27 protein-coding genes, 4 tRNA genes and 1 pseudogene are annotated in these 24,433 nt (G+C 59.3%); 20 read left to right on the top strand and 12 right to left on the bottom strand.

All coding sequences use genetic code 11. The annotated features are described in order from the left end of the window. The first annotated feature begins 136 nt into the window (after positions 1–136). From truA to QU606_RS25265, 12 genes are all read left to right on the top strand, one after another. Entirely contained in the window at positions 137–961 is an 825-nt protein-coding gene (truA, locus tag QU606_RS25320) for a tRNA pseudouridine(38-40) synthase TruA (protein WP_304998651.1), read from the top strand. A 63-nt stretch (positions 962–1,024) separates the two neighbouring features. Further along, positions 1,025–1,657, top strand: coding sequence for a phosphoribosylanthranilate isomerase (locus tag QU606_RS25315; RefSeq protein WP_024076501.1), 633 nt, complete (start codon positions 1,025–1,027; stop codon positions 1,655–1,657). A 244-nt stretch (positions 1,658–1,901) separates the two neighbouring features. Beyond that, entirely contained in the window at positions 1,902–2,822 is a 921-nt protein-coding gene (gene accD, locus QU606_RS25310; RefSeq protein WP_024076500.1) for an acetyl-CoA carboxylase, carboxyltransferase subunit beta, read from the top strand. Next, positions 2,819–4,126 (top strand): bifunctional tetrahydrofolate synthase/dihydrofolate synthase, encoded by a 1,308-nt coding sequence (folC, locus tag QU606_RS25305; RefSeq protein WP_304997757.1) that lies wholly within the window; start codon positions 2,819–2,821, stop codon positions 4,124–4,126. The genes accD and folC overlap by 4 nt, the downstream gene beginning before the upstream one ends. Further along, positions 4,110–4,769 (top strand): SPOR domain-containing protein, encoded by a 660-nt coding sequence (locus tag QU606_RS25300; RefSeq protein ID WP_102624965.1) that lies wholly within the window; start codon positions 4,110–4,112, stop codon positions 4,767–4,769. Before folC ends, QU606_RS25300 begins: the two co-directional genes overlap by 17 nt. Positions 4,770–5,026: 257 nt before the next feature. Continuing rightward, positions 5,027–5,584, top strand: coding sequence for a CvpA family protein (locus QU606_RS25295; protein ID WP_024076497.1), 558 nt, complete (start codon positions 5,027–5,029; stop codon positions 5,582–5,584). A gap of 41 nt (positions 5,585–5,625) precedes the next feature. Continuing rightward, positions 5,626–7,131, top strand: a complete 1,506-nt coding sequence (gene purF, locus QU606_RS25290; RefSeq protein ID WP_024076496.1) for an amidophosphoribosyltransferase — start codon at positions 5,626–5,628, stop codon at positions 7,129–7,131. A gap of 65 nt (positions 7,132–7,196) precedes the next feature. Beyond that, positions 7,197–8,408 (top strand): O-succinylhomoserine sulfhydrylase, encoded by a 1,212-nt coding sequence (locus QU606_RS25285; RefSeq protein WP_102624964.1) that lies wholly within the window; start codon positions 7,197–7,199, stop codon positions 8,406–8,408. Positions 8,409–8,419: 11 nt separating this feature from the next. Further along, positions 8,420–9,184: an SDR family oxidoreductase gene (locus tag QU606_RS25280; RefSeq protein WP_051448900.1), complete on the top strand. Its 765-nt coding sequence runs from the start codon at positions 8,420–8,422 to the stop codon at positions 9,182–9,184. 107 nt (positions 9,185–9,291) lie between these two features. Next, a tRNA-Val gene (locus QU606_RS25275) sits at positions 9,292–9,367 on the top strand. A gap of 55 nt (positions 9,368–9,422) precedes the next feature. Continuing rightward, positions 9,423–9,499: transfer RNA gene (locus QU606_RS25270), tRNA-Asp, on the top strand. Between the two features lie 105 nt (positions 9,500–9,604). Continuing rightward, positions 9,605–9,681, top strand: a tRNA-Asp gene (locus QU606_RS25265). Positions 9,682–9,914: 233 nt separating this feature from the next. Here the strand turns inward: QU606_RS25265 and QU606_RS25260 are convergent. Continuing rightward, complete coding sequence (locus QU606_RS25260; protein ID WP_024076494.1) at positions 9,915–11,198, bottom strand: FAD-binding oxidoreductase; 1,284 nt, start codon at positions 11,196–11,198, stop codon at positions 9,915–9,917. Positions 11,199–11,382: 184 nt separating this feature from the next. On the opposite strand from QU606_RS25260, the gene QU606_RS25255 reads away from it, so the two are divergent. From QU606_RS25255 to pcp, 5 genes are all read left to right on the top strand, one after another. Then, positions 11,383–11,459: transfer RNA gene (locus QU606_RS25255), tRNA-Val, on the top strand. Positions 11,460–11,924: 465 nt separating this feature from the next. Then, positions 11,925–12,350: an N-acetyltransferase gene (locus QU606_RS25250; RefSeq protein ID WP_304997756.1), complete on the top strand. Its 426-nt coding sequence runs from the start codon at positions 11,925–11,927 to the stop codon at positions 12,348–12,350. Positions 12,351–12,590: 240 nt separating this feature from the next. Beyond that, positions 12,591–13,307, top strand: coding sequence for a DUF969 domain-containing protein (locus QU606_RS25245; RefSeq protein WP_024076491.1), 717 nt, complete (start codon positions 12,591–12,593; stop codon positions 13,305–13,307). Continuing rightward, positions 13,304–14,254, top strand: coding sequence for a DUF979 domain-containing protein (locus tag QU606_RS25240; protein WP_304997755.1), 951 nt, complete (start codon positions 13,304–13,306; stop codon positions 14,252–14,254). The genes QU606_RS25245 and QU606_RS25240 overlap by 4 nt, the downstream gene beginning before the upstream one ends. 7 nt (positions 14,255–14,261) lie before the next feature. Next, positions 14,262–14,903, top strand: a complete 642-nt coding sequence (gene pcp, locus QU606_RS25235) for a pyroglutamyl-peptidase I (RefSeq protein ID WP_150054086.1) — start codon at positions 14,262–14,264, stop codon at positions 14,901–14,903. Positions 14,904–14,918: 15 nt separating this feature from the next. Here the strand turns inward: pcp and QU606_RS25230 are convergent, their stop codons facing one another. The 5 genes and pseudogenes from QU606_RS25230 to QU606_RS33105 form a co-directional block, all read right to left on the bottom strand. Continuing rightward, the gene (locus QU606_RS25230; protein WP_223817811.1) at positions 14,919–15,236 is read right to left on the bottom strand and encodes a hypothetical protein; all 318 of its coding nucleotides are present in this window, start codon (positions 15,234–15,236) and stop codon (positions 14,919–14,921) included. 121 nt (positions 15,237–15,357) lie between these two features. Next, positions 15,358–16,758 (bottom strand): heavy metal sensor histidine kinase, encoded by a 1,401-nt coding sequence (locus tag QU606_RS25225; RefSeq protein WP_168232064.1) that lies wholly within the window; start codon positions 16,756–16,758, stop codon positions 15,358–15,360. Further along, positions 16,755–17,426 carry a heavy metal response regulator transcription factor gene (locus tag QU606_RS25220; protein ID WP_024076487.1) on the bottom strand — a complete coding sequence of 224 codons (672 nt, stop codon included), beginning with the start codon at positions 17,424–17,426 and terminating at the stop codon, positions 16,755–16,757. Before QU606_RS25220 ends, QU606_RS25225 begins: the two co-directional genes overlap by 4 nt. 42 nt (positions 17,427–17,468) lie before the next feature. After that, entirely contained in the window at positions 17,469–17,729 is a 261-nt protein-coding gene (locus QU606_RS25215; protein WP_041160981.1) for a DUF2790 domain-containing protein, read from the bottom strand. A gap of 107 nt (positions 17,730–17,836) precedes the next feature. Beyond that, positions 17,837–18,050: pseudogene (locus QU606_RS33105) on the bottom strand (alpha/beta hydrolase); the annotation flags it as partial. Positions 18,051–18,150: 100 nt separating this feature from the next. Between QU606_RS33105 and QU606_RS25210 the strand changes: the two are divergent. Next, complete coding sequence (locus tag QU606_RS25210; protein ID WP_024076486.1) at positions 18,151–18,819, top strand: HAD-IA family hydrolase; 669 nt, start codon at positions 18,151–18,153, stop codon at positions 18,817–18,819. Positions 18,820–18,855: 36 nt separating this feature from the next. On the opposite strand, the gene QU606_RS25205 is transcribed toward QU606_RS25210, so the two are convergent. The 3 genes from QU606_RS25205 to csrA form a co-directional block, all read right to left on the bottom strand. Continuing rightward, on the bottom strand, positions 18,856–19,140 hold the full coding sequence (locus QU606_RS25205; protein WP_168232065.1) for a hypothetical protein: 285 nt from the start codon (positions 19,138–19,140) through the stop codon (positions 18,856–18,858). A gap of 95 nt (positions 19,141–19,235) precedes the next feature. Continuing rightward, positions 19,236–19,499 (bottom strand): hypothetical protein, encoded by a 264-nt coding sequence (locus QU606_RS25200; RefSeq protein WP_024076484.1) that lies wholly within the window; start codon positions 19,497–19,499, stop codon positions 19,236–19,238. Between the two features lie 205 nt (positions 19,500–19,704). Beyond that, positions 19,705–19,899: a carbon storage regulator CsrA gene (gene csrA, locus QU606_RS25195; RefSeq protein WP_003192511.1), complete on the bottom strand. Its 195-nt coding sequence runs from the start codon at positions 19,897–19,899 to the stop codon at positions 19,705–19,707. 263 nt (positions 19,900–20,162) lie between these two features. Between csrA and QU606_RS25190 the strand changes: the two genes are divergently transcribed. Beyond that, positions 20,163–20,528: an SPOR domain-containing protein gene (locus QU606_RS25190; protein ID WP_304998650.1), complete on the top strand. Its 366-nt coding sequence runs from the start codon at positions 20,163–20,165 to the stop codon at positions 20,526–20,528. Between the two features lie 43 nt (positions 20,529–20,571). Here QU606_RS25190 and QU606_RS25185 read toward each other — a convergent pair whose 3' ends face one another. From QU606_RS25185 to QU606_RS25175, 3 genes are all read right to left on the bottom strand, one after another. Beyond that, positions 20,572–21,261: an endonuclease gene (locus QU606_RS25185; RefSeq protein WP_024076482.1), complete on the bottom strand. Its 690-nt coding sequence runs from the start codon at positions 21,259–21,261 to the stop codon at positions 20,572–20,574. A gap of 4 nt (positions 21,262–21,265) precedes the next feature. Next, positions 21,266–21,517, bottom strand: coding sequence for a DUF1654 domain-containing protein (locus QU606_RS25180; protein WP_172831355.1), 252 nt, complete (start codon positions 21,515–21,517; stop codon positions 21,266–21,268). 250 nt (positions 21,518–21,767) lie between these two features. Beyond that, positions 21,768–22,856, bottom strand: a complete 1,089-nt coding sequence (locus QU606_RS25175) for an asparaginase (protein ID WP_024076480.1) — start codon at positions 22,854–22,856, stop codon at positions 21,768–21,770. Between the two features lie 565 nt (positions 22,857–23,421). On the opposite strand from QU606_RS25175, the gene QU606_RS25170 reads away from it, so the two are divergent. Continuing rightward, positions 23,422–24,381, top strand: coding sequence for a sugar ABC transporter substrate-binding protein (locus QU606_RS25170; protein WP_024076479.1), 960 nt, complete (start codon positions 23,422–23,424; stop codon positions 24,379–24,381). Positions 24,382–24,433: the final 52 nt, after the last annotated feature.

Here is a 24,433-nt window from a genome sequence, read left to right as displayed (position 1 = left end):
GACGCACGTCCAGTGTGGGAGGGGTCAATCCCTAACAAAAGCGCACGCCACTCAGCTGCCGCATTTATAATGGCCGCCTTTGCGCAACTCATCAGGCTCTCAGTTCTTGGCAAATATAGATAACGCGGCCGCCGAAATGGCGGCCGCAGGCTTTTACCGGATCGCCCTGGGCGTGGAATACAAAGGTTCGCGCTACCGCGGCTGGCAGCGCCAGGCCTCGGGTGTGCTGACGGTGCAGGAAACCTTGGAGAACGCGCTGTCGAAAGTCGCCGACTCACCGGTCTCGCTGATGTGCGCCGGGCGCACCGATGCGGGCGTACACGCGTGTGGCCAGGTAGTGCACTTCGACACTCAGGCTGAGCGTTCGATGAAGGCGTGGGTCATGGGCGCCAATATCAATTTGCCCCATGATGTCAGCGTCAGCTGGGCCAAGGTCATGCCCGCGCATTTTCATGCGCGTTTCAAGGCCATCGCCCGGCGCTATCGCTATGTGATCTACAACGACCAGATCCGTCCGGCGCACCTCAACGAAGAAATTACCTGGAACCACCGTCCGCTGGATGCCGAGCGCATGGCCGAAGCAGCGCAGCACTTGGTCGGTGTCCACGATTTCAGTGCGTTCCGCGCCGGTCAGTGCCAGGCCAAGTCGCCGATCAAGGAAGTCCACCACCTGCGGGTAACCCGCCATGGCAAGATGATTGTGCTGGATATCCGCGCGGGGGCGTTCCTGCACCATATGGTGCGCAATATCGCCGGCGTACTGATGACCATAGGCAGCGGCGAGCGGCCGGTTGAGTGGGCCAAGGAAGTGCTGGAAAGCCGCATTCGCCGTACCGGCGGCGTCACGGCCCATCCGTTCGGCCTGTACCTGGTGGATGTGGAGTACCGCGACGAGTTCGAGCTGCCGCAGCGTTTCATCGGACCACACTTCCTCACAGGTTTCAGCGAACTTGGCGGCTGACGCCCGGAAAAGCTTTTGTTACCATCCGGGACTTTCTCGGTTTCCCCCTGAGGTTTCTACAATATGTCTGCCGTTCGCAGCAAGATTTGCGGGATTACCCGCATAGAAGACGCGCTGGCGGCCGTCGAGGCGGGGGCGGATGCCATTGGCTTGGTGTTTTATGCCAGGAGCCCACGGGCGGTGAATGTGTTGCAGGCGCGGGCTATCATCGCCGCGTTGCCGCCGTTCGTGACCACTGTCGGCTTGTTCGTCAACGCCAGCCGCTGCGAACTCAACGAAACCCTGGATGCCGTACCGCTGGACATGCTGCAGTTCCACGGCGACGAAACCCCTGATGAATGCGAAAGCTATCAACGCCCATATATCAAGGCGTTGCGGGTCAAGGCCGGTGACGATATCGCTGGCGCCTGCGCTGCTTATACTGGTGCACGCGGGATTTTGCTGGACACCTATGTCGAGGGGGTACCTGGCGGCACGGGCGAAGCGTTCGACTGGGCGCTGATTCCCGAGGGGCTGAGCAAGCCGATCATCCTGGCGGGTGGGCTCAATCCCGCGAATGTCGGGGCGGCGATCGCGCAGGTTCGCCCGTATGCCGTGGATGTCAGCGGTGGCGTAGAGCAGGGCAAGGGCATCAAGGACCACAGCAAGATTCGCGCATTCATGCAGGCCGTGCGCAACAGCAGGGAGGCGATGTGACGGCGGGCAGTCTGCCGCCGTCCATAGTGACCACTGTGTAAAACAGCCCGGTGCCGCCTGCGGGAGGCCCGGAAATGAAGTGGCGACCGTGCATTGGCCGGTTGTCTGGAAGGCTGAGGATGCATGCGGGAAATGGCTGGTCGAACGCCTGACCCCGTCCAGCATGTGTCATCGCCACATATGAATTTAGCTCAAGGGCATACGCGGGGCTGTGTTCAAGCCACCGGTACTGGAGAAAGAAAGCATGAGCAACTGGTTAGTAGACAAACTGATCCCTTCGATCATGCGTTCCGAGGTGAAAAAAAGCTCGGTTCCTGAAGGTCTGTGGCACAAGTGCCCATCCTGCGACGCGGTGCTGTACCGCCCGGAACTGGAAAAGACCCTGGACGTTTGCCCTAAGTGCAACCATCACATGCGTATTGGCGCCCGCGCCCGCATTGACATCTTCCTCGACGCCGATGGCCGTAACGAGCTGGGTGCTGACCTTGAACCGGTTGACCGCCTCAAGTTCCGCGACGGCAAGAAGTACAAGGACCGTTTGACCGCTGCGCAGAAGCAGACCGGTGAGAAGGATGCGCTGATTTCCGTCAGCGGCAAGCTGCTGGGCATGCCGGTGGTGGTGTCTGCGTTTGAATTTTCCTTCATGGGCGGCTCCATGGGTGCCATCGTCGGTGAGCGTTTTGTACGTGCCGCCAACTACGCCCTGGAAAACCGTTGCCCGATGATCTGCTTCGCCGCCTCCGGTGGTGCGCGTATGCAGGAAGCGTTGATCTCCTTGATGCAAATGGCCAAGACCTCCGCGGTATTGGCGCGTCTGCGCGAAGAAGGTATTCCGTTCATCTCCGTACTGACTGATCCGGTCTACGGCGGCGTTTCCGCCAGCCTGGCGATGCTGGGGGATGTGATCGTTGGCGAGCCAAAAGCCCTGATCGGCTTTGCCGGGCCGCGAGTGATCGAGCAGACCGTTCGCGAAAAACTGCCCGAAGGCTTCCAGCGCAGCGAGTTCTTGCTGGAGCACGGCGCGATCGACCTGATCATCCCGCGCGGTGAGCTGCGTCCACGCCTGGGTAGCCTGCTGGCGCAGATGATGGGCCTGCCGACGCCGGTCTACGTTGCCCCGAAGGTTGAGCCGATGGTCGTGCCGCCGGTGCCAGCAAACCTATGACCCAACGTACCCTGGGCGAATGGCTCGCCTACCTGGAGCAGTTGCATCCGTCCGCCATCGACATGGGCCTGGAGCGCTCGCAACAGGTAGCGGCCCGCCTTGGGTTGGGCCGCCCGGCACCGCGCGTGATCACGGTGACCGGCACCAACGGCAAGGGCTCTACTTGTGCCTTTGTCGCGGCGCTGCTGCAAGCTCAAGGGCTGAAAGTGGGCGTCTATAATTCCCCGCACCTGCTGCGTTACAACGAGCGGGTGCAACTCAATGGCGTCGAAGCCACTGACCAGCAACTCTGCGAAGCCTTCGCGGCCCTCGATGCAGGGCGTGGCGAGATCTCCCTGACCTACTTCGAAATGGGCACCCTGGCGGCGTTCTGGCTGTTCGAGCGTGCGCAACTGGACGTGGTTGTGCTGGAAGTCGGGCTGGGCGGGCGCCTGGACACGGTCAACGTGGTGGATGCCGACTTGGCGCTGGTCACCAGCATCGGTGTCGATCATGCCGATTACCTGGGTAATACCCGCGAGTCCGTGGCCTATGAAAAGGCCGGGATCTTTCGCCGGGGCAAGCCAGCGCTGTGCGGCGACCTGGATCCGCCTCATACCTTGCTCGACAAGGTGCGCGAGCTGGATTGTCCGTTCTTCCTGCGCGGGCATGAATTCAATCTTGAGATTGGCGCTGAGCATTGGCAGTGGCGCGGGCGTGATGCGCGTGGCCAAGTGGTCGAACTGCATGATTTGCCGCTGCTGAACCTGCCGATGGAAAATGCGGCGCTCGCGCTGCAAGCCTACCTGCTGCTGGACTTGCCATGGGACGCCGAGCAGATTGCCGCGACGTTGTTGGCGACCCGGGTGGTCGGGCGCCTGGATCGCCGGGTGTTCAACTGGGCAGGCAAGCGCCTGAACCTGCTGCTGGACGTGGGTCATAACCCGCATGCGGCCCAATACCTGGCGCAGCGCCTGTCGCGCACGCCGCCGGTGGGTCGTCGTCTGGCAGTCTTCGGTTTGTTGGCCGACAAGGACCTGGATGGCGTGGTTTCACCCTTGTTGGGCAGTGTCCAGGCGTGGGCGGTGGCGCCGCTGGATACGCCGCGCAGCCGTGCGGCCGCCGAACTGGTAGTGGCCTTGCAGAACCTTGGCGCGTCCGTGACGTCTTATGCAAGCGTTACCGCTGCCCTTGAGGCTCAGTGTGCGGTAGCAACGGCCGAGGATGAAATTCTGTTGTTCGGATCATTTTATTGTGTTGCCGAGGCGCTTGAGTGGTTGGCCCGGCGCTCCACGGAGGAAGCTGCACATGGCATTACTGGATAGCGCATACAAGCAGCGAATGGTCGGAGCCTTGGTGCTGGTGGCATTGGCGGTGATTTTCCTGCCGATGCTCTTCTCTCGCCAGGATGAACAGCGCCAGGTTGTCGTGGACGTGCCCGCAGCGCCCCAGGCTTCGGCCGTGCCGCAGGTGCAGGTTGAGCCGGTGGTGGTGCCGGAGCCGCAGGCATTGCCTGAGGAGGAGCCGGTGCCGACCGATGATGAAGTGGCCGCCCAGCAAGCGCCTTCGATGCCGGTGCAGCCAAGTGTGCCGGTGGTCAAGCCGACACCGGCTCCGGCTGTCGCCGCGAAGCCTGTTACGCCAGCCGCGGCGCCCAAGCCGGTCGCACCGCAACCGGCTGCACCGGGCAAGCCGGATGTGGGCCAGAGCCGTATCGACCCTAATGGCCTGCCGATCAGTTGGTCGATTCAGGTCGCTAGCCTTGGCAATCGCGACGGCGCCGACGCCTTGCAGAAAAAACTGCGTAGCCAGGGGTATAACGCTTATATCCGCAGTGCCGATGGCAAGAATCGGGTGTTTATCGGGCCGCTGATCGAGCGCGCCGAGGCGGACCGCTTGCGGGATTTGCTGGATCGCCAGCAGAACCTGAAGGGTTTCGTCACCCGTTTCCAGCCTGAGCGCGGCTGAGTTCGCCTCGCGTTCAGCCTGGAATGCAGTCAAATGTGGGAGGGGGCTTGCTCCCGATAGCGATGGGTCAGTATCCGATGTGCTGACTGACCCACCGCCATCGGGAGCAAGCCCCCTCCCGCTTTGCTTTTGTGCGGGACTTGAAATGCGCTCAACTCGCCACAAACTATTGATTTGCAAAGCACCCGCAATCACAGCTTACCGATAGCCCGGAGCTCTGCTAAAATGCGCCGCCTCATCCGTCCGTAGGCTCAAACGTGCCATTTACCTGGGTTGATTGGGCGATTGTTGCAATCGTCGCCATCTCCGCTTTGATCAGTCTAAGCCGCGGCTTCGTCAAAGAAGCACTGTCGCTGCTGACCTGGATCATCGCAGGAGTCGTCGCCTGGATGTTCGGCGGTTCGCTGTCGGTCTACCTGAGCGGATACATCGAGACACCCTCGGCTCGCGTCATCGCGGGCTGCGCCATCATGTTCATCGCCACGCTGCTGGTGGGGGCAATGGTCAATTATCTTATTGGCGAGTTGATACGTGTCACCGGCCTCTCCGGGACCGATCGATTTCTCGGCATGGCCTTTGGCGCCGCGCGTGGCGCGTTGCTGGTGGTCGTGGCGGTCGGGCTGTTGAGCCTGGGGCCGGTACAGCAGGATGCATGGTGGCAGGAGTCGGTACTCGTGCCAAAATTTCTATTGGTTGCAGATTGGTCCAAGAACCTCATTCTGGGGTGGAGCAGTCAGTGGCTGGCCAGCGGAATCAGCGTACCCGCTGATCTTCCGTTCAAGGAACACCTCTTGCCGGCCAAAACGCCTCAGTAAGCAGTGTTCAGTCAAGATTCATTAAGTAGGGGTTGCGTCGCATGTGTGGCATCGTCGGTATCGTCGGTAAGTCGAACGTCAATCAGGCGCTGTATGACGCGCTAACCGTCCTCCAGCACCGCGGCCAGGACGCTGCCGGTATTGTGACCAGCCACGACGGCCGGTTATTCCTGCGCAAGGACAATGGGTTGGTACGTGACGTGTTCCATCAGCGTCACATGCAGCGCCTCGTCGGGCACATGGGCATTGGCCATGTGCGTTACCCGACTGCCGGTAGCTCGACCTCGGCCGAAGCTCAACCGTTCTACGTCAACTCGCCTTACGGCATCACCCTGGCGCACAACGGTAACCTGACCAACGTTGAACAACTGGCCAAGGAGATTTACGAATCTGACCTGCGCCACGTCAACACCAGTTCCGACTCGGAAGTGCTGCTCAACGTGTTCGCCCACGAGCTGGCCCAGCGCGGCAAGCTGCAGCCGACCGAAGAAGATGTGTTCGCCGCCGTGACCGACGTGCACAACCGTTGCGTCGGTGGTTACGCGGTGGTGGCCATGGTCACCGGCTATGGCATCGTGGGTTTCCGCGACCCGCATGGCATCCGCCCGATCGTGTTCGGCCAGCGTCACACCGACGAAGGCGTCGAGTACATGATTGCCTCCGAAAGCGTGTCCCTGGACGTGCTGGGCTTCACCCTGATCCGTGACCTGGCGCCGGGCGAAGCGGTGTACATCACCGAAGATGGCAAGCTGCATACCCGTCAGTGCGCTGTCGCGCCGAAACTCACCCCGTGCATCTTCGAACACGTCTACCTGGCGCGTCCGGATTCGATCATCGACGGCGTCTCGGTCTACAAGGCGCGCCTGCGCATGGGCGAGAAGCTGGCCGAGAAGATCCTGCGCGAGCGTCCTGAGCACGATATCGACGTGGTGATCCCTATTCCGGACACCAGCCGTACCGCCGCGCTGGAGCTGGCCAACCACCTGGGCGTCAAGTTCCGCGAAGGCTTCGTCAAGAACCGCTACATCGGCCGCACCTTCATCATGCCTGGCCAGGCGGCGCGCAAGAAGTCGGTACGCCAGAAGCTCAACGCCATTGAGCTGGAGTTTCGCGGCAAGAACGTGATGCTGGTGGACGACTCCATCGTGCGGGGTACCACGTGCAAGCAGATCATCCAGATGGCCCGTGAAGCCGGTGCGAAGAACGTGTACTTCTGTTCCGCAGCGCCTGCCGTGCGCTACCCGAACGTATACGGCATCGACATGCCGAGCGCTCACGAACTGATCGCCCACAACCGTACGACCCAGGACGTCGCTGACCTGATTGGCGCCGACTGGTTGATCTACCAGGACCTGTCGGACCTGATCGAAGCGGTTGGCGGTGGCAAGATCAAGATCGACCAGTTCGACTGCGCCGTGTTCGACGGCAAGTACGTGACCGGGGATGTTGACGAGGCCTATCTGAACAAGATCGAGCAGGCGCGTAACGACTCGTCGAAGATCAAGACCCAGGCGGTCAGCGCGATCATCGACCTGTACAACAACTGAGTAGACACCGGCCCTGAGGGGCCGGTTTTGTATCTTAAATAAAGAATTGAGTAAGGAGTCGCAGCATGAGTCAGGAATGGGATGCCGGTCGGTTGGACAGCGACCTCGATGGCGTAGCTTTCGATACCCTGGCAGTGCGCGCTGGCCAGCACCGCACCCCCGAAGGTGAGCACGGTGACCCGATGTTCTTCACTTCCAGCTACGTGTTCCGCACTGCTGCCGACGCCGCCGCGCGTTTTGCCGGCGAAGTGCCGGGCAATGTCTATTCGCGTTATACCAATCCGACTGTGCGAGCGTTCGAAGAGCGTATTGCTGCGCTGGAAGGTGCTGAGCAGGCGGTAGCCACGGCTACCGGCATGGCGGCGATCCTGGCGGTGGTGATGAGCCTGTGCAGCGCCGGCGACCACGTGTTGGTGTCGCGCAGCGTGTTCGGTTCGACCATCAGCCTGTTCGAGAAGTATTTCAAGCGCTTCGGTATCGAAGTGGACTACGTGCCCTTGGCGGACCTTTCCGGCTGGGATGTGGCGATCAAGGCCAACACCAAGTTGCTGTTCGTCGAGTCGCCGTCCAATCCGTTGGCCGAGTTGGTGGATATCGCCGCGCTGTCCGAAGTGGCCCACGCCAAAGGCGCGATGCTGGTGGTCGACAACTGCTTCTGCACGCCTGCCTTGCAGCAGCCGCTGAAGTTGGGCGCGGACATTGTGGTGCACTCGGCGACCAAGTTTATCGACGGCCAGGGTCGTTGCATGGGCGGTGTTGTTGCCGGTCGCAGCGAGCAGATGAAGGAAGTGGTGGGCTTCTTGCGCACTGCCGGTCCGACCCTGAGCCCGTTCAACGCCTGGATCTTCCTCAAGGGGTTGGAAACCCTCAGCCTGCGTATGAAGGCCCATTGTGCCAACGCCCAGGCCCTGGCCGAATGGCTGGAGCAGCAGGATGGTATCGAGAAGGTTCACTACGCCGGTCTCAAGAGCCATCCACAACACGAGTTGGCCCAGCGCCAGCAGCGCGGTTTTGGCGCCGTGGTGAGTTTTGAAGTGAAGGGCGGCAAAGAGGGCGCCTGGCGCTTTATCGATGCGACGCGCCTGATCTCCATCACCGCCAACCTGGGTGATAGCAAGACCACGATTACCCACCCGAGCACCACCTCCCACGGCCGTCTTGCGCCACAAGAGCGTGAAGCGGCGGGTATTCGTGACAGCCTGATCCGCATTGCGGTGGGCCTGGAAGACGTGGCTGACTTGCAGGCTGACCTGTCTCGTGGACTGGCGGCCTTGTGATCGAGTGGTCCATGGAGGCTGCAACAGCCAGTAACGGGCGTGTCGCCTTGGTGACGGGCGCTGCACGGGGCATTGGCCTGGGGATTGCGGCGTGGTTGATCAGCGAAGGCTGGCAGGTGGTATTGACCGACCTGGACCGCGAGCGCGGGTCCAAGGTGTCCGGGGTGCTGGGCGACAACGCCTGGTTTATTACCATGGACGTGGCTGATGAAAAGCAGGTCGCCCAGGGCGTGGCCGAAGTGCTCGGGCAATTCGGGCGCCTGGACGCGCTGGTCTGCAATGCAGCAGTGGCCGACCCGCGCAATATCACCTTGGAAAGCCTCGACCTGGCCTACTGGAATCGCGTGCTGGCGGTGAACCTCAGCGGGCCGATGCTGCTGGCCAAGCACTGTGCGCCTTACCTGCGTGCCCATGGGGGAGCCATCGTCAACCTGGCGTCGACCCGCGCTCGTCAGTCGGAGCCAGACACCGAAGCCTACGCCGCGAGCAAGGGCGGCCTGTTGGCGCTCACGCACGCCCTGGCGATGAGCCTTGGGCCGGAAGTGCGGGTCAATGCGGTCAGCCCTGGCTGGATCGATGCGCGTGACCCCGCTGCGCGACGTGCAGAACCACTGACCGAAGCCGATCATGCCCAGCATCCGGCGGGGAGGGTTGGCACGGTGGAGGATGTGGCTGCGATGGTGGCATGGCTGCTATCGCGTCAGGCTGGGTTTGTCACGGGGCAAGAGTTTGTGGTGGACGGTGGCATGAGCAAGAAGATGATTTACAGCGAGTAGGGCGGTTAGCGCTCTTGAAGCAATTTTGTCTTTTTCAGAAAAACTTCAAGCGGGCTATTGACTTAGGTCCTCTACCTGCGTAAATTTCGCGGCCTCAACGAAGCAAAGGGTGATTAGCTCAGCTGGGAGAGCATCTGCCTTACAAGCAGAGGGTCGGCGGTTCGATCCCGTCATCACCCACCACTTCTTGAGAGTTTTGCCTTCGGGCAAGACGCAACGTTAAAGGTTGCACCGACGCGCAGCGGTAGTTCAGTCGGTTAGAATACCGGCCTGTCACGCCGGGGGTCGCGGGTTCGAGTCCCGTCCGCTGCGCCATATTTTCCAGGCCTGACTTGTCGGGCTTGAGATTGAACAGCAAAGGCTGATTGATCAGATGTTTAAAGACGGTTGAGGCATCACGCGCAACCGGTCAAGCGATACGCAGCGGTAGTTCAGTCGGTTAGAATACCGGCCTGTCACGCCGGGGGTCGCGGGTTCGAGTCCCGTCCGCTGCGCCATATCTGCATCAAGGCCCACTGAACGCCTTGAAGCACAAAGAAAGCCACTGGCTACTTTGATCCGATAGCAAAGACCCTGGTCGAAAGACCGGGGTTTTTTGTGCCTGCAATTTGGTGCTGGTCAATGCGCCCGCGCAAGCCATCGCAACGCGATGGCGGCTGGCTTGCCTGCGATAGCAACGACTGGGTCTCATCATGAGCCCGCATTGTCACATCCCAGGCAAACTTTCCAATCAGAACCCCAGCTTGTCTCGCAGCCCGTAATACCAAGCCCCCATCGCCGCAAACGGCGTGCGCAGCAGTTGCCCGCCCGGGAACGGGTAGTGCGGCAGGTCGGCAAACGCATCAAAGCGCTCGGCCTGGCCTCTGAGTGCCTCGGCCAATACCTTGCCCGCCAGGTGTGTGTACGTCACGCCGTGGCCACTGCAACCCTGGGAGTAATAGATGTTGTCGCCCAGGCGGCCGACTTGCGGCAAGCGCGACAGGGTCAGCAGGAAGTTGCCGGTCCAGGCGTAGTCGATCTTCACGTCCTTGAGCTGAGGGAAGGCTTTGAGCATTTTCGGGCGGATGATCGCTTCGATATTTGCCGGGTCGCGCGCGCCATACACTACGCCACCGCCGAAGATCAGTCGTTTGTCACGGGTGAGTCGGTAGTAGTCGAGCAGGTAGTTGCAGTCCTCGACGCAGTAATCCTGCGGCAATAGCGATTGGGCCAGTTCATCCCCGAGTGGTGCGGTTGTGATCACCTGAGTGCCGCAGGGCATCGACTTGGCTGCTAACTCCGGCACCAGGTTGCCCAGGTAGGCATTGCCCGCCACGATGATGAACTTGGCCCTGACCTTGCCTTCGGTCGTGTGCACCACCGGGTTGGCGCCGCGCTCAATGCGTACAGCTGCTGACTGCTCATAGATCGTGCCACCGAGAGACTCCACGGCCGCCGCTTCACCCAGCGCCAGGTTGAGTGGGTGGATATGCCCGCCGCTCATGTCCAGCAGGCCGCCGACATAGTTGTCACAGGCTACTACTTCGCGGATACGGCGCTCGTCGAGCAGCTCCAGTTGTGTGTGGCCATAACGTTCCCAGAGGCGCTTCTGCGATTCCAAGTGGCCCATGTGCTTGCTGTTGAGTGCGGCGAAGACACCGCCGTCCTTCAAGTCGCACTGGATCTGATACTTGGCCACCCGCTCGCGAATGATCCGGCCGCCTTCAAACGCCATGTCCCCCAGCAATTGCGCCTGCTTGGGCCCGACGCTGCGTTCGATCACATCGATATCGCGGCTGTAGCTGTTGACGATCTGCCCGCCATTGCGGCCCGACGCGCCAAAGCCGACCTTGGCGGCTTCCAGCACCGTCACGCGAAAACCGTTTTCCAGTAGAAACAGTGCGCTGGACAAGCCGGTATAGCCGGCACCAATCACGCACACATCGGTTTCCACTTCGCCTTGCAGTACCGGACGCGGAGGGACCGCGTTGGCGGACGCAGCGTAATACGACTGGGGGTAGGGGGTGTTCGCCATCCTGGAACCTCTGTTTTATATTTTTTACGAGTGCCCCGATCCTACCTGAGTTGAAAATTGCCTGCCAGCCACCCGAAAAATGCAAATGCACCAGCCGCAAATAAAAAATTCGCATATTCATAGGGTTAGCTGCAAAAAAGATGTTGACACCCCTCCGAAATTCCGTAGAATGCCGCCTCACAGCAGGCACGTAGCTCAGTTGGTTAGAGCACCACCTTGACATGGTGGGGGTCGTTGGTTCGAGTCCAATCGCGCCTACCAAACAAAATCCGCTCTGCTGGGCGGTCTAGAAGGGCTCACCGAAAGGTGGGCCCTTTTTTGTTGTCTGGAATTTGGGCACGGCGTCGCCTGGCCACTGACGCGGCTCGCTTTGAAAAGTGAGGGCGGATCGATCAGCAGAAAAGCTGAGCCACCGCGAGCAGGCAGATGATCTGGGCTATCATCTGGCAGCGTATTTCACCATTCGTTGTCGCCATACCCATTTGCCCGGCGTACATGTTGGCTACCTCTTTGTCGGCAATCATGCCGTAAACGATGCGCAGGAATGCGCACCGTATTGGTTGAGTATAGTTTCGGATTGGGATTCTTCACTGTCTAGCCTCAGGCCAGCTCTGATACAGGGCTGTCTTGAGGGGGCGCGATCGCAGGGCCAACCGAGAGGTTGGCCCTTTTTTGCAGGGTTGACGCCATACTGGGCACTGTTTGAATTCAACCGGGGAGGCAGCGATGGAGCAGTTAATGGAAGTGTCGTTCGACGTGACGGCACAGGAGCGTGAGGCAATCCTCAAACCGTTGAGGGCGTATAACCTCAGTCATACCGGCGATATGGCGTTCGAAACCGTAGGGATTTTGCTGCGGGATCCTGTCACTGAAGAGGTGGTCGGTGGGCTGTATGGGAAGATTTCATACGGATGGTTGTTCATTGAGTTGTTGAGTGTTCCCGATCAGTTACGCACCCAAGGTACTGGCTCCCGCCTGATGCGCGCCGCTGAAGAGTTGGCTAGGCAGCATGGCTGCACCGGGATCTGGCTGGATACCTTCAGTTTCCAGGCGCCCGGGTTTTATCGAAAGCTGGGGTTCACTGAGTTCGGGCATATTGCCGATTATCCACCGGGACACCAACGTCACTTTTTCCAGAAACGTCTGGTCTGAATCCTGCCAGGGCGCCGGTTCACCTGGCGCCCATTACCCACAAAATTTATTGGTTTACAGCAACAACTTTTCTTGTTGGACACCCCCCGCCCCAAGCGGCAAAGATGCCGCCACCGACGCTCGACCTTCCAGGTCAACAATAAAAAACCGAGCCGACTGCACGCCACTTTCTTGCTGTGAACCCTTTGTTCACATCCTGCTGTAATGGCGCCGCAGCGCGCACTTAAGGACCTCACCGCCATGCAAACTGTTGTGAATCTATGGCCGTTGATCGGCGTACTCGTCATCGTGGTTGGCTTTGTCTTGCGCTTCAATCCCCTGTTGGTGGTCACCGCCGCCGCTATCGCCACCGGGCTCGCTGCCCATTTCCCGCTGGAGAAAATCCTCGCCACCATGGGCGATGGTTTCCTTCAGACCCGCGCCCTGCAATTGATTCTGTTGCTGCCATTGGCTGTCATCGGGCTGTTGGAGCGCCATGGCTTGCGCCTGCATGCACAGAATTGGATCGCTCGTTTCGAACGCGCCACGGTCGGGCGTTTGTTGATCATCTACCTGTTTGTGCGTGAGTCGACCGCTGCCATGGGGCTGACCAGCCTTGGTGGGCATCCGCAGATGGTGCGCCCGCTGCTCGCGCCGATGGCCGAAGGTGCGGCGGAAAAGCGCTTTGGCAAATTGCCGGACAAACTGCGTCACAAGGTGCTGGCCATGTGCGCGGCGACCGATAACGTCGGGCTGTTTTTCGGTGAGGACATCTTTGTCGCCTTTGGCGCAATCGCGCTGATGCACACCTTCTTGCTTGGTTCGGGGATAGATGTGGAACCGCTGCACATCGCGGTATGGGGCATTCCCACGGCGATTTGCGCCTTTATCATCCACGCGATTCGGTTGCATCGATTTGATCGACGGTTGACGCGGGAAATGACCGCCGTCGCCACGCCAGTGGAGGCCGCCCAATGATCATTTCCATTCAATACCTGTATTGGCTCGCCGGTGTGTTGCTGTTGATCACTGCCAGCATGATCCTGCTGGATCGTAGCCACCCGAAGCGCTGGTCCAGCACCCTGTTTTGGTTGCTGTTCGCTATTCCGTTTCTGGTGGGCGAGCGCCTGCCGTCGGTGGTGATCGGGGCGGGTGTGGTGGTGATGGCGTTGATCGCAGGGTTGGGCGGCGTTGGCCGTGGCGCCCATGCCGAATTGCACGACAAGGCTTCCCGCGCGAGTGCCGGCCGACTGGGCCACAAGTTGTTTATCCCGGCGCTGGCCATTCCGCTGACGACGGTGATTGGTTCGGTGTTGCTCAAGCACACCGAGATCGGCGGCGTACCGCTGCTGGACCCGAAGAACACCACCTTTGTGTCCCTCGGTATCGGCTGCCTGATCGCCCTCGGCCTGGCCTGCTGGTTGACTCGCGACACCCCGGTGCAAGCCTTGCGCGAATCCCGCCGCCTGACCGAAGCCCTTGGCTGGGCGATGGTGCTCCCGCAAATGTTGGCGATGCTCGGGCTGCTGTTCAATGAAGCCGGAGTGGGCACGGCCGTCGCCCACGTCACCACCACCTACATCAACCTGGATTACAAGTTGGTGGCAGTGATGGTTTATGTGCTGGGCATGGCCTTGTTTACGGTGATCATGGGCAACGGCTTTGCGGCTTTCCCGGTGATGACGGGTGGCGTCGGTGTGCCAGTGCTGGTGGGTATCTACGGTGGCAACCCGGCGGTGATGGCGGCGATCGGCATGTTTTCCGGCTACTGCGGTACGCTGATGACGCCGATGGCGGCCAACTTCAATATCGTCCCGGCCGCCTTGTTGGAGCTACCGGACAAAAACGCGGTGATCAAGGCGCAGTTGCCGACCGCGTTGATGATGCTGGTGGTCAATATTGTCCTGCTTTACCTGTTGATGTGAGGCCAGGATGCGAATCGTTCTGCTGACGGGCTTCGAGCCCTTTGATCAAGACGCGATCAATCCATCCTGGGAGGCCGTGCGTCAGTTGGATGGCATGCCGTTGGGTGACGATGTGCAAATTGTTGCGCGTCGTTTGCCTTGCGCCTTTGCCACTGCCGGCGAGTGCCTGGCCCAACTGATAGATGAGTTGCACCCAGCCCTGATCATCGCGACGGGCCTGGGGCCTGGGCGTGGCGAGATATCCATAGAGCGGGTGGCGATCAACCTGAATGACGCCCGTATTCCCGACAACCTGGGGGAGCAACCGATTGACACGGCTGTAGTGGTCGATGGGCCCGCAGCCTACTTCTCCACGTTGCCGATCAAGGCCATGGTCAAGGCCGTGCGCGAGGCGGGTATAGCAGCCTCAGTCTCGCAGACAGCGGGGACGTTCGTTTGCAACCAAGTGTTCTACCGTTTGCAGCACTCACTCGCAGGAACGGGTGTACGCAGTGGTTTCATTCACGTGCCGTACCTGCCGGAGCAGGTGGTTGTCTCGGGGCAGCCTTCAATGGCGTTGACCACGCTGGTCAAAGGGTTGCAGGTGGCTGTGCTGACGGCGTGGCAAACATCCGTGGATGTAACGGAAGCGGGCGGGCAGGTCAGCTGATCTGTCGGGTTGACTTCAGGTGGCAAGCAGTCGGGTAAGCCCGAAGGTGATCGCACAGGCCAGGCCTGTCATGGCGAACGCCGTTGCGACATACCATTTGATGAGATTCAGTTCAGTGGTTGCGAGGTCCGCCTTGGTAGCGAAATGCTTTTCCATGGAGTCTGCCCTGTTTGAAACGGTGAATAGCTTCTCTTTCATTTCAGCCAGCCTCTTTTCCAGTGAGCTCAATCGTTTTTCCACACCGGGACCTCCGTCATTTCCTCCGCCCGCTCTGCCTTGAGTCGGGGTATTCAGCGTATTCGTCGAGCCAAATCGATACTGTTTTTTCTGCAAAGCCTGACACCTGTTTTAAATCGTGTGAGAGAGCGCTTGGGAGAAAAGAATAGTGGGAGTCAGAGCAGAGGGTGACCGACAAATTTTTGCAAAATACCACCGAGGTTCTGGCCCGCGACGCTCAGTGACCCCGTTGCGGAAAGAACAACTCAAAACACGTCACGCCGTCCTGGCTGCTGACGCTGTACCGGCCGCTATGCAACTGCATGATGGTGGCCACGATCGACAACCCTAGCCCATTGGACTGTGCCGACCGCTCCCGTGACTCATCCACCCGGTAGAACCGCTCGAACAGTCGCGGCAAATGTTCGGCAGCAATGGTGTCGCCCTGGTTGCTGACCCTCAGGTGGATGCCTTCGGCATTGGGAAGCGCCTGGATCAACAGATCGGAATCAGGAGCGCCATACTTGATGGCATTGGCGCACAGGTTGGCCAATGCGCGGCGCAGCAGCATCGGCTCGGCCCAGATCACGCCCGCGCCCTCGGCGATGATGTGCATATTTGCATCACTCGCCAATCCTTCGAAGTAATCAGCCATGCGTTCCACTTCGTCTGCTGCACTTAATTCCTGGCGCTGGCGCAATGCACTTGCCGGGTCGGTGCGGGCGAGGAATAACATGTTATCGAGCATGCGGGCCAGGCGTTCAAGCTCTTCTACATTAGACGCGAGCAACTGCTGGTAGCTTTCGACGTTGCGGCTCTGTTGCAAGGCGACCTGGGTTTCCCCCAGCAAGTTGTTGATCGGTGTACGCAGTTCGTGGGCCATGTCGGTGGATACCTGGCCCAGTTGCGTAAAGCCCTTGGCCAGGCGTTCAAGCATGGTATTGAACGAGTCGATCATCGGCAGCAACTCCTTGGGCGTGCCACGACTGTCGAGGCGTTCAGCCAGGTTGCCGACACCGATGCCCCGGGCATGCCGCGCCAGGCGTCGCAAGGGCAGCAGGCCACGGTGTACCAGCAGGTAGCCCACCAGGGCGAGGAAGATTGCCGCGATGCTGGCTAGGATATACACACTCAATCGGTAGCTGGCGAGCACGGCGGTGCGTTCAGTCATCAGGCGGCCGGTGGTGACTTGCAGGCTGCCCAGGTCGCCAGAGTCGATGGAGGCCGCAACGATGGCGAACGGTACGCCATTCACGCCGGGAAAATGGTGTACGTCAGTCAACGCCAGGGTATGGTTTTTCGGCACGGGGGGGACGGATGGCACCTCGATGTTGCCGGGGTTGACGACCAGCAGGGGGGGCTGGCCAGGCGCTGTGATGCTCAGCACCGACTCGCGATTGCCCAGCATGTTCTGGAACAGCTCCGGCTTGGTCTTGATCAGGTCCAGGGTGTTGCTGTCGTTGAGCAGGTTGCGCAACTGGTCGATACGGTAGATCAATGCGGCGTCGTCGCGCATGATCAGCTCACGCTCCAGCTCACGGTACAGCGCCACGCCCAGGGTGGCCAGCAGCACAAAGGCCAGCAAGGCGAAGATCAACGCCAGGCGCAAGGTCAAGGAGTAATGTCGATTTGGGCTCATGGCTGGGTATCGAAACGGTAGCCGATGCCCCGCACACTGTGGATCAGCTTGAGCTGGAACGGGTCATCGATTTTCAGGCGCAGGCGCCGCACGGCTACGTCCACCACATTGGTGTCGCTGTCGAAATTCATGTCCCAGACCCGCGAGGCAATCAACGAGCGGGACAACGGCTGGTCCTGATGCGTGGCAAACAGGTGCAGCAGGGCGAACTCTTTATTGGTCAGGGTGATGCGCGTACCGGCACGGGTGACACGGCGCTTGAGCACGTCGATGTGCAGGTCGGCGATGTTCAGGTGTTCTTCTTCGCGGCTCGGGCCGCGTCGGGTCAAGGTGCGCAGGCGCGCGACCAGTTCGGCAAAGGAGAAAGGTTTGATCAGGTAGTCATCAGCCCCCAGTTCCAAGCCCTTGATGCGATCGGCAATGTCATCGCGGGCGGTGAGGAACAGCACCGGCGTGTCGGCCTCCTTGCGCAAGCGCCGCAGCACTTCCCAGCCGTCCATTTTCGGCATCATCACGTCGAGTACGATCACATCGAATGGCGTTTCCAAGGCCTGGTGCAAGCCATCTACCCCGTCACGGGCGAGGCTTACGGAGTAGCCCAGCTCCTGCAGGCCGTTGAGCAGGTAATTGCCGGCCTTGGGCTCGTCTTCAACGACAAGGATGTTCATGGGAAGTGCCCTGGTTCAGTGCGTGGCGCAAGTGTAGCCCGATCAATTGTCATTGGCGCAGCCGATGCCTTGGACCTGATAGTCCAGCACATGTTCGCGGTCCTGGTGGTCCAGGTATTTGAGTTGTGCCGGGACGATTCCACATTGGCCGTAAGTGTCGGTACTCGACAGGACTTTGGCGACGTCCAGGTGTACGAAGAAGCCGGTTTTGTCGTGGATCACGTCCGTGGCAGCTGGAGTGTCGGCCGCGAATACCGAACCGGTGGCCAGTAAAGCGGCAAAACCAAGGGCAAACAGTTTCATGGAGGTATCTCTCGTTAAGGGCGGGTTGCCCGGTCGTTGGCAGTGAGTTCACAGTAACCAGGCGACACAAACAGCCAACCAACAGGATCATGACAAGTTCGTAATAAGAGGAAGGCGTCCTGGCTCAGGGTGAGGTAGCCGTCGTGCTTTTCCACTCCATTGCGCACGGGCAGCCACATACACCAATGCGCTGACCTTCGGGTTTACTCCCGAGTCGCTGACCACGCTGCCGGCGTAGGAATGGCCGACCAGTACGGTAGGGGCGGCTTGGAGTCGGGTGATCACTTCGGACCAGCTGGAGCCGTCAGCCCAGGAACCATGAAATCGCTGGAGTGCTTGTCCGCCGCGTTTACAACTGCAGAGCTGACCCGTAGATTGCAACGGGCTCATCATTTGTCACCGTCCAAGAGGAAGCCCAGCAGTGTCCATCCGCGTCTTTACCCGGCCTTACCGCGCCTTCCTGTTCGATATGGACGGGACCCTGCTCAACTCCATTGCTGCCGCCGAGCGGGTCTGGAGTATGTGGGCTGAACGTCACGGCTTGGACGTGAAGGCCTTCCTGACTACCATTCATGGCGCTCGGGCCATCGATACCATTACCCGCCAGGCGTTGCCTGGGGTTGATCCTGAGGTGGAGGCGCAATGGATTACCGAGGCGGAGTTGAATGATGTCGAAGGCGTCGTGGCGATTCCCGGTGCCGTTGAGTTTTTGAACCGTCTGCCTGGCGACCAATGGGCGCTGGTGACGTCTGCCCCCCGGGAGTTGGCGTTGCGCCGGCTACAAGCGGCCGGCATCACTCCGCCTGCGGTGCTGGTGACGGCTGAAGATGTGGCCAGTGGTAAGCCTGACCCTGCCTGTTATGTGCTGGGCGCACAGCGCCTGGGGGCGGCGGTACAGGACTGCCTGGTGTTCGAAGATGCGACGGTAGGTATTCGGGCAGGCGAGGCCGCTGGCGCGGATGTGATGGTCGTGACCTCGACTCACCTGACGACCATGCACACTGCGCATGCCACCACCGATGGGTATGAACACTTGCACGTCGAGCACGACGGTGGCGGTTTGCTGCGCTTGCGGCGCCTGGCAGGTTGATGCGAAAAAGCCGAGCCCGGTTTGGCGGTCTCGGTCCTATTCGCAGGATGTATGACCAGGCGGCACCTGTTGCAGTCGGCTGCTTCTCATGCCCTGGCGTGACAGCACCATTTCCCTGAGGATTTCATTGGCCAGGCGGGCAATCGCTTCAGTCCCGCGATAATGCGCGCGCACAATGCCGGTAATCGCGAAGTGGTCGGTTTCCGGGCCGCTGAGGATGGCGGAGAGGGTGCCGTCGGCATGCAACGTGCAATTGACGGTATAGCTGGGCAGGCGGCTTGCCAGGACAGATTCGATTTGGGATTTGCTGAGGGTGTCCATCTGCGTAAGCACCTTTCACTGATCGTGCAAACCCAAGCATAGATCCTGTTGGAAGACTGTAAACACCGGTGATCTATTAGCGAAACTGCGGCCTATCAACCCGCGTTTTTTGGGTGGGCGCGGTGGGTGGCTCGCTGGCACAACTTGCGCTGGATGGCCTTCTGGATCGGTTTGAGACAGAACATGAACAGGTAGCCGCACAAAAACAAAGCCAGATCCAGCCATGAAGGGGCGTCGGTGGCGTCTGTCCTTTCAATTTCGAACCTCAAACCATATTCCAGGCCGGCAAAGGCCAACCCGATCAGCACGGCGATCGCCCAGGAATAGGTGATAAAGCGTTGTGTTGAGGTGCGCCTCATCGGCGTGCTCCTGAGTGTGCTCAGATGTCGGCAGAGTGAGTCAGGAGTTTCGGCTGCGAATCGCGCGACAAGTTCCAGGGATGAAGACAGTTTCATCTGCCAATGCAGATGCAAGGGCAGTGCGCGGGACAAGAATAAGGCGCGAGCAGGTCTAGGCAGTTTTCGCCAGCCGTTACAGAGCGAAAAGGCTGGCTACTGGAGTGCTTCAAGGAGTCTGGTTTTTGTCCGGAGCTGTCAGGCCAGCCTGGATGCGCTGGTAGATCTCCTCGCGATGCACGGCAACGTCCTTGGGTGCGTTGATGCCGATTCGTACTTGCTGGCCGCTGACGCCCAGGATGGTGATCGTAATGTCATCACCGATGTTTATGCTTTCACCAACTTTGCGGGTGAGTATCAGCATGGACTTCTCCTTGATTACTTTTAAGGACACATGTTTCAGACAGGGCAGGTGTCGGATGTGTGTAGCTTACTGCTAAGCGCTTCCCTGTGACTGCCTCTTTTTAGGACGCATAGAGGCAACATTAATTCCCATGGCGGCATCATACAGGTCTGCGATACATCATTCGCATTGTTTAAGCCAACGTTTATGACGGCCAGAATAGACAGTGAATGATAAAGTTGCCTCTTTATCCTTTAAGGAGCAGGGCAGTGCGTAAAGTAGCGATGGCAATTGCGGTGTTGGCATTGGCCGGTTGCGGTGAAGGCAAACCTGTCGAAGCGCCCAAGGCCAAGCCTGCCGTGACTGAAAACCAGGCACAGACCGGCGCGATTGCTGCCCAGGAATGGGACGTTTGGGTAGGCCCGCCTGACCACAAGCTACAGGCGATCACCGACCTGACCGCGTGGTTGCTGGAGCATGGTTTCAATTTTTATATCGTGAAGGAAAACGGCAAGGACGAAGTGTACTTGGGGCCATTCGCAACCAAGGCCGATGCGGAAGCCAAGCAGGCCCTGCTCACGGAAAAGCTGGCCCGCGCCAAGAAAAACGACACCGAATCGCAGGTTGTCGAGCACAAGACTGCGCAGTAACCGGCAGGTAGGGCGAGAGCACGCCGAGTGCTCCCGCCCGCGTTCAACCGCAGGCCTTGAGGTTCACCGGGCCGACAAACTCATTTCCACGCCCCATCACACAGGCCACGGTCTGGTTGCGCTGACGCTCCCAATGCTGCACAGGGTAGGTCTTGTCCCAGGCTTCATAAAGTTGCCGGTCCTGTTTCGACAGGCGCAAGCCGTATTGTTTGCTCATATAGAAATACGTCCGGGCAATCATTCCGCGTATGGACGGGCGCGGCATCACCTTCTTGGCCTTGAAGTCGACCTGGGTCAAGCATGAGCCGTACTGCCCGCTTTGCACCGGCAGCCAGCCAAAACTGAAGTTGTTACGATCGCCGTTGACCTCACCGATACTCGGCACCAGGTTGTGCAGGTCCGCCTCGGCACGCTTGAACACCTCATCATGGCGTGTGCAGTTCTTGCGTCCGCCATTCTGCCAGCACTGGCGCTGGTGCCCGATCTGCCAGGCCGGAACAATGTGTTCCCATTCGATGCGTGCAGCGCGGCTGGCGTTTTTACGAGGGATATAACCGCAGGCTTTCAAGTCCACGCGGTTACCGGTGTATTTGCAGCCGCAGTAGAACTCAGTGGATTGTGGGGCGTAGAGTTTCCAGGCGATTTTTTTGGCTTCGCTGAACGTTCGGGGCGCTTGGGCATGGGCGGTGACGGCAAAAAACAAGCAAAGCACAGCAATAAAACGGACACTCATTGAATCAGTCTTCCTTCGGCACAACCCAGAAAATCTGCACGCCACCGTCGTCCCGATAGGCGAGGGTAACGTTGTCGTTTTCTGCGATCTCTTCAAGCAAACGCGCCCACTCGTCCTCTGGCTCATCCGGCAAACGGAAGATCAAGGCCGCCTTGTTTTTTTGGGCATTGGTCGAATTGATGACTTTTTGCACGCGAACGGCCAGGCGTTGATAGGCATCGGGCAGGGTTGGTGCTGCGGAAGAGGACGTTGCCACGGAATATTCCTTAGTTAGCTGTACGTGCATACAGTATTTAACTGTAGGCAGTTTCGCAACTGCTTAAAGTTAAACAAGGCCGTCTGACAGTGATTTGGGATTTTTGTGTAGCGGCGGGGCGGGGGGGCGAAGAGTTGTAGGGGCGGGCGTGCTCGCGAAAGACTTGAAGGCAATAGGTTAAGCCAGACGGACCGCGTCATCGTTAACCACTTTCGCGAGCAAGCTCGTCCCTACAGGGTATGGCTAGTAATCAGTATTCCCAGAACATCCGTTGCAGTTCCTTGCTGTCCTGGGTCTTGGTCAGTGCAACCATTGCCAGGATCCGCGCTTTCTGCGGGTTCAGGTCGTGGGCGGCGACCCAGTCATACTTGTCGTCAGGCTGTTCGGCATTGCGTAGTACGAAACCGCCGGCATTCACGTGGGACGAGCGAATGATTTGCACACCTTGCTTGCGCAGCTCCTGCAGGGCAGGAACAACCTTGGACGACACTGAACCGTTGCCGGTACCGGCATAGATGATGGCTTTGGCGCCGGCCTGGGCCAGGGCCTTGGCGGCAGTGTCGCCTACGTTGCCGTAGCCGTAGGCGATTTCGACGTCGGGCAGGCTCTTGATGGTCTTGATATCGAATTCCGAATCCATGGTGTGACGCTTGGCCGGCAGGCGGAACCAGTAGGATTTACCCTCGACCACCATGCCCAGCGGACCCCATGGGCTCTTGAAGGCTTCGGTCTTGATGTTGACCATCTTGCTGACGTCGCGACCCGACTGGATCTCGTCATTCATGGTTACCAGCACGCCTTTGCCGCGGGCATCTTTGCTACCGGCAACGGCGACAGCGTTGTACAGGTTGAGCATGCCATCGGCTGACATGGCGGTGCCTGGACGCATGGAGCCGACGACCACGATAGGCTTGTCGGTTTTTTCCACCAGGTTCAGGAAGTAGGCGGTTTCTTCGAGGGTGTCGGTCCCGTGGGTGATCACGATGCCATCCACGTCCTTGCTGTCGGCCAGTTCGGCGACGCGGCGGCCCAGTTGCAGCAGGTTTTCGTTGTTGATGCTTTCCGATGCGATTTGCATCACTTGCTCGCCACGCACATTGGCAAGCTGGCTCAGTTCAGGAACACCGGCAATCAACTGCTCGATGCCGACCTTGGCTGCCTGGTAAGTAGCGCTGTTGGCCGTGCTGGCACCAGCGCCAGCAATGGTGCCACCGGTAGCAAGGATCACTACGTTGGAGAGTTTGGCCTTGGTTTCAACTTCCTTTGCCTGGGCGGCAACGGGGAACAGCAGCAGGAGGGCTAATGCGCCCGGAACAATGTTCTTCAGTGCAGATTTCATTATTTTTCTCTCTGGTTTTTGATGAGTGCGGTAGCAAGTTCATCTAGAACACCCGGGCGGTTCTGAACGCCGCGAGGTGTTAGGGAAGAGCAGGATCTGTACCAGTCTGATTGTGGCCTTGTATATAAATTAAGTTGTTGATTTAAAAAGATTTATTTTCACTGTTTCGGACCGGTTGGCTGGCCCGTTGTCCGGCTTTCCGAACATCAGAGTGGGTTCGCGTTCGGTTGTCCGAAAGCAGTGACGAACTCTCCGGACACCCTGCGCGACGGAGGCGTCATGGCCTGTCGTTTTAGAGAACGACTGGGCGCAGGTGATGTTTACTGATCGCTGCGATCGAGCGGCAAGGCAGGGGATAGAGGGCCTGGATGAAAGGTTGTTTTCCAGCGTTGACAAATCTCGACAAGGTTCTCATAGTTTGAATAACGCAAACGTTTGCGAGATATTTCACGGGTGGCTCCCTGAGTCTCGTGAAAGCTCGTTTCAGCCACCCAGGTGGGAGGGCTGCCGAAGCGCTTTTCGGTGCAAGCGTTGCTCACAATAATCATAAGATCGGAGTGAACCCATGAAGCTGCCATTTGCTGGACGTCTTCTTGCTGTCGCTGTGCTTGCTGCCGCATCCGTCGCTTTACCGCTCTCCTCTGCATTCGCTGACGATACTGCCGCCAAACCCAAGGTCGGCCTGGTGATGAAGTCCCTTGCCAACGAGTTTTTCGTGACGATGCAGGAGGGGGCGAAAGATTACCAAAAGGCGCACTCCGCTGATTTCGACATGATCACCAACGGTATCAAGAACGAAACCGATACCAGCGCGCAGATCGATATCGTCAATCAAATGATCCTTGCCAAGGTCAACGCTATCGTCATCGCCCCAGCCGATTCCAAGGCGCTGGTCACCGTGCTGAAGAAAGCCTCCGACGCCGGTATCAAAGTCGTCAACATCGACAATCGATTGGACCCGGACGTACTGAAAAGCAAAAACCTCAATATCCCATTCGTAGGCCCCGACAACCGCAAAGGCTCCAAGCTGGTGGGCGACTACCTGGCCAAGAAACTGGCCTCGGGTGACAAGGTCGGCATCATTGAAGGTGTGCCGACCACTACCAATGCCCAGCAGCGCACCGCAGGCTTCAAGGATGCGATGGACGCTGCCGGTATGAAAATCGTCTCCACCCAATCCGGTAACTGGGAAATCGACCAGGGCCAGAAAGTGGCGTCTGCGATGCTGAGCGAATACCCGGACATCAAGGCTCTGCTGGCGGGTAATGACAATATGGCCTTGGGCGCAGTGTCTGCGGTACGTGCAGCAGGCAAGGCGGGGAAAGTGATGGTGGTGGGCTACGACAACATCGAGGCCATCAAGCCGATGCTGCAGGACGGCCGAGTCTTGGCGACTGCTGACCAGGCTGCCGCCCAGCAAGCCGTGTTCGGTATCCAGAATGCCCTGAAGTTGGTCAAGGGTGAAAAAGTCGACGCCAAAGACGGTGTGATCGAAACTCCGGTCGAACTCGTTACCAAGCAGTAATCCTGGCAGCACCAACAGCGTCCGCTCGTCCTGAGCGGGCGCCTGGAGATTT

It is taken from the genome of Pseudomonas sp. OVF7, from assembly GCF_030644265.1.
GTDB classification, from domain to species: domain Bacteria; phylum Pseudomonadota; class Gammaproteobacteria; order Pseudomonadales; family Pseudomonadaceae; genus Aquipseudomonas; species Aquipseudomonas gorinensis.
This window is presented reverse-complemented; position numbering and strand designations above follow the sequence as displayed.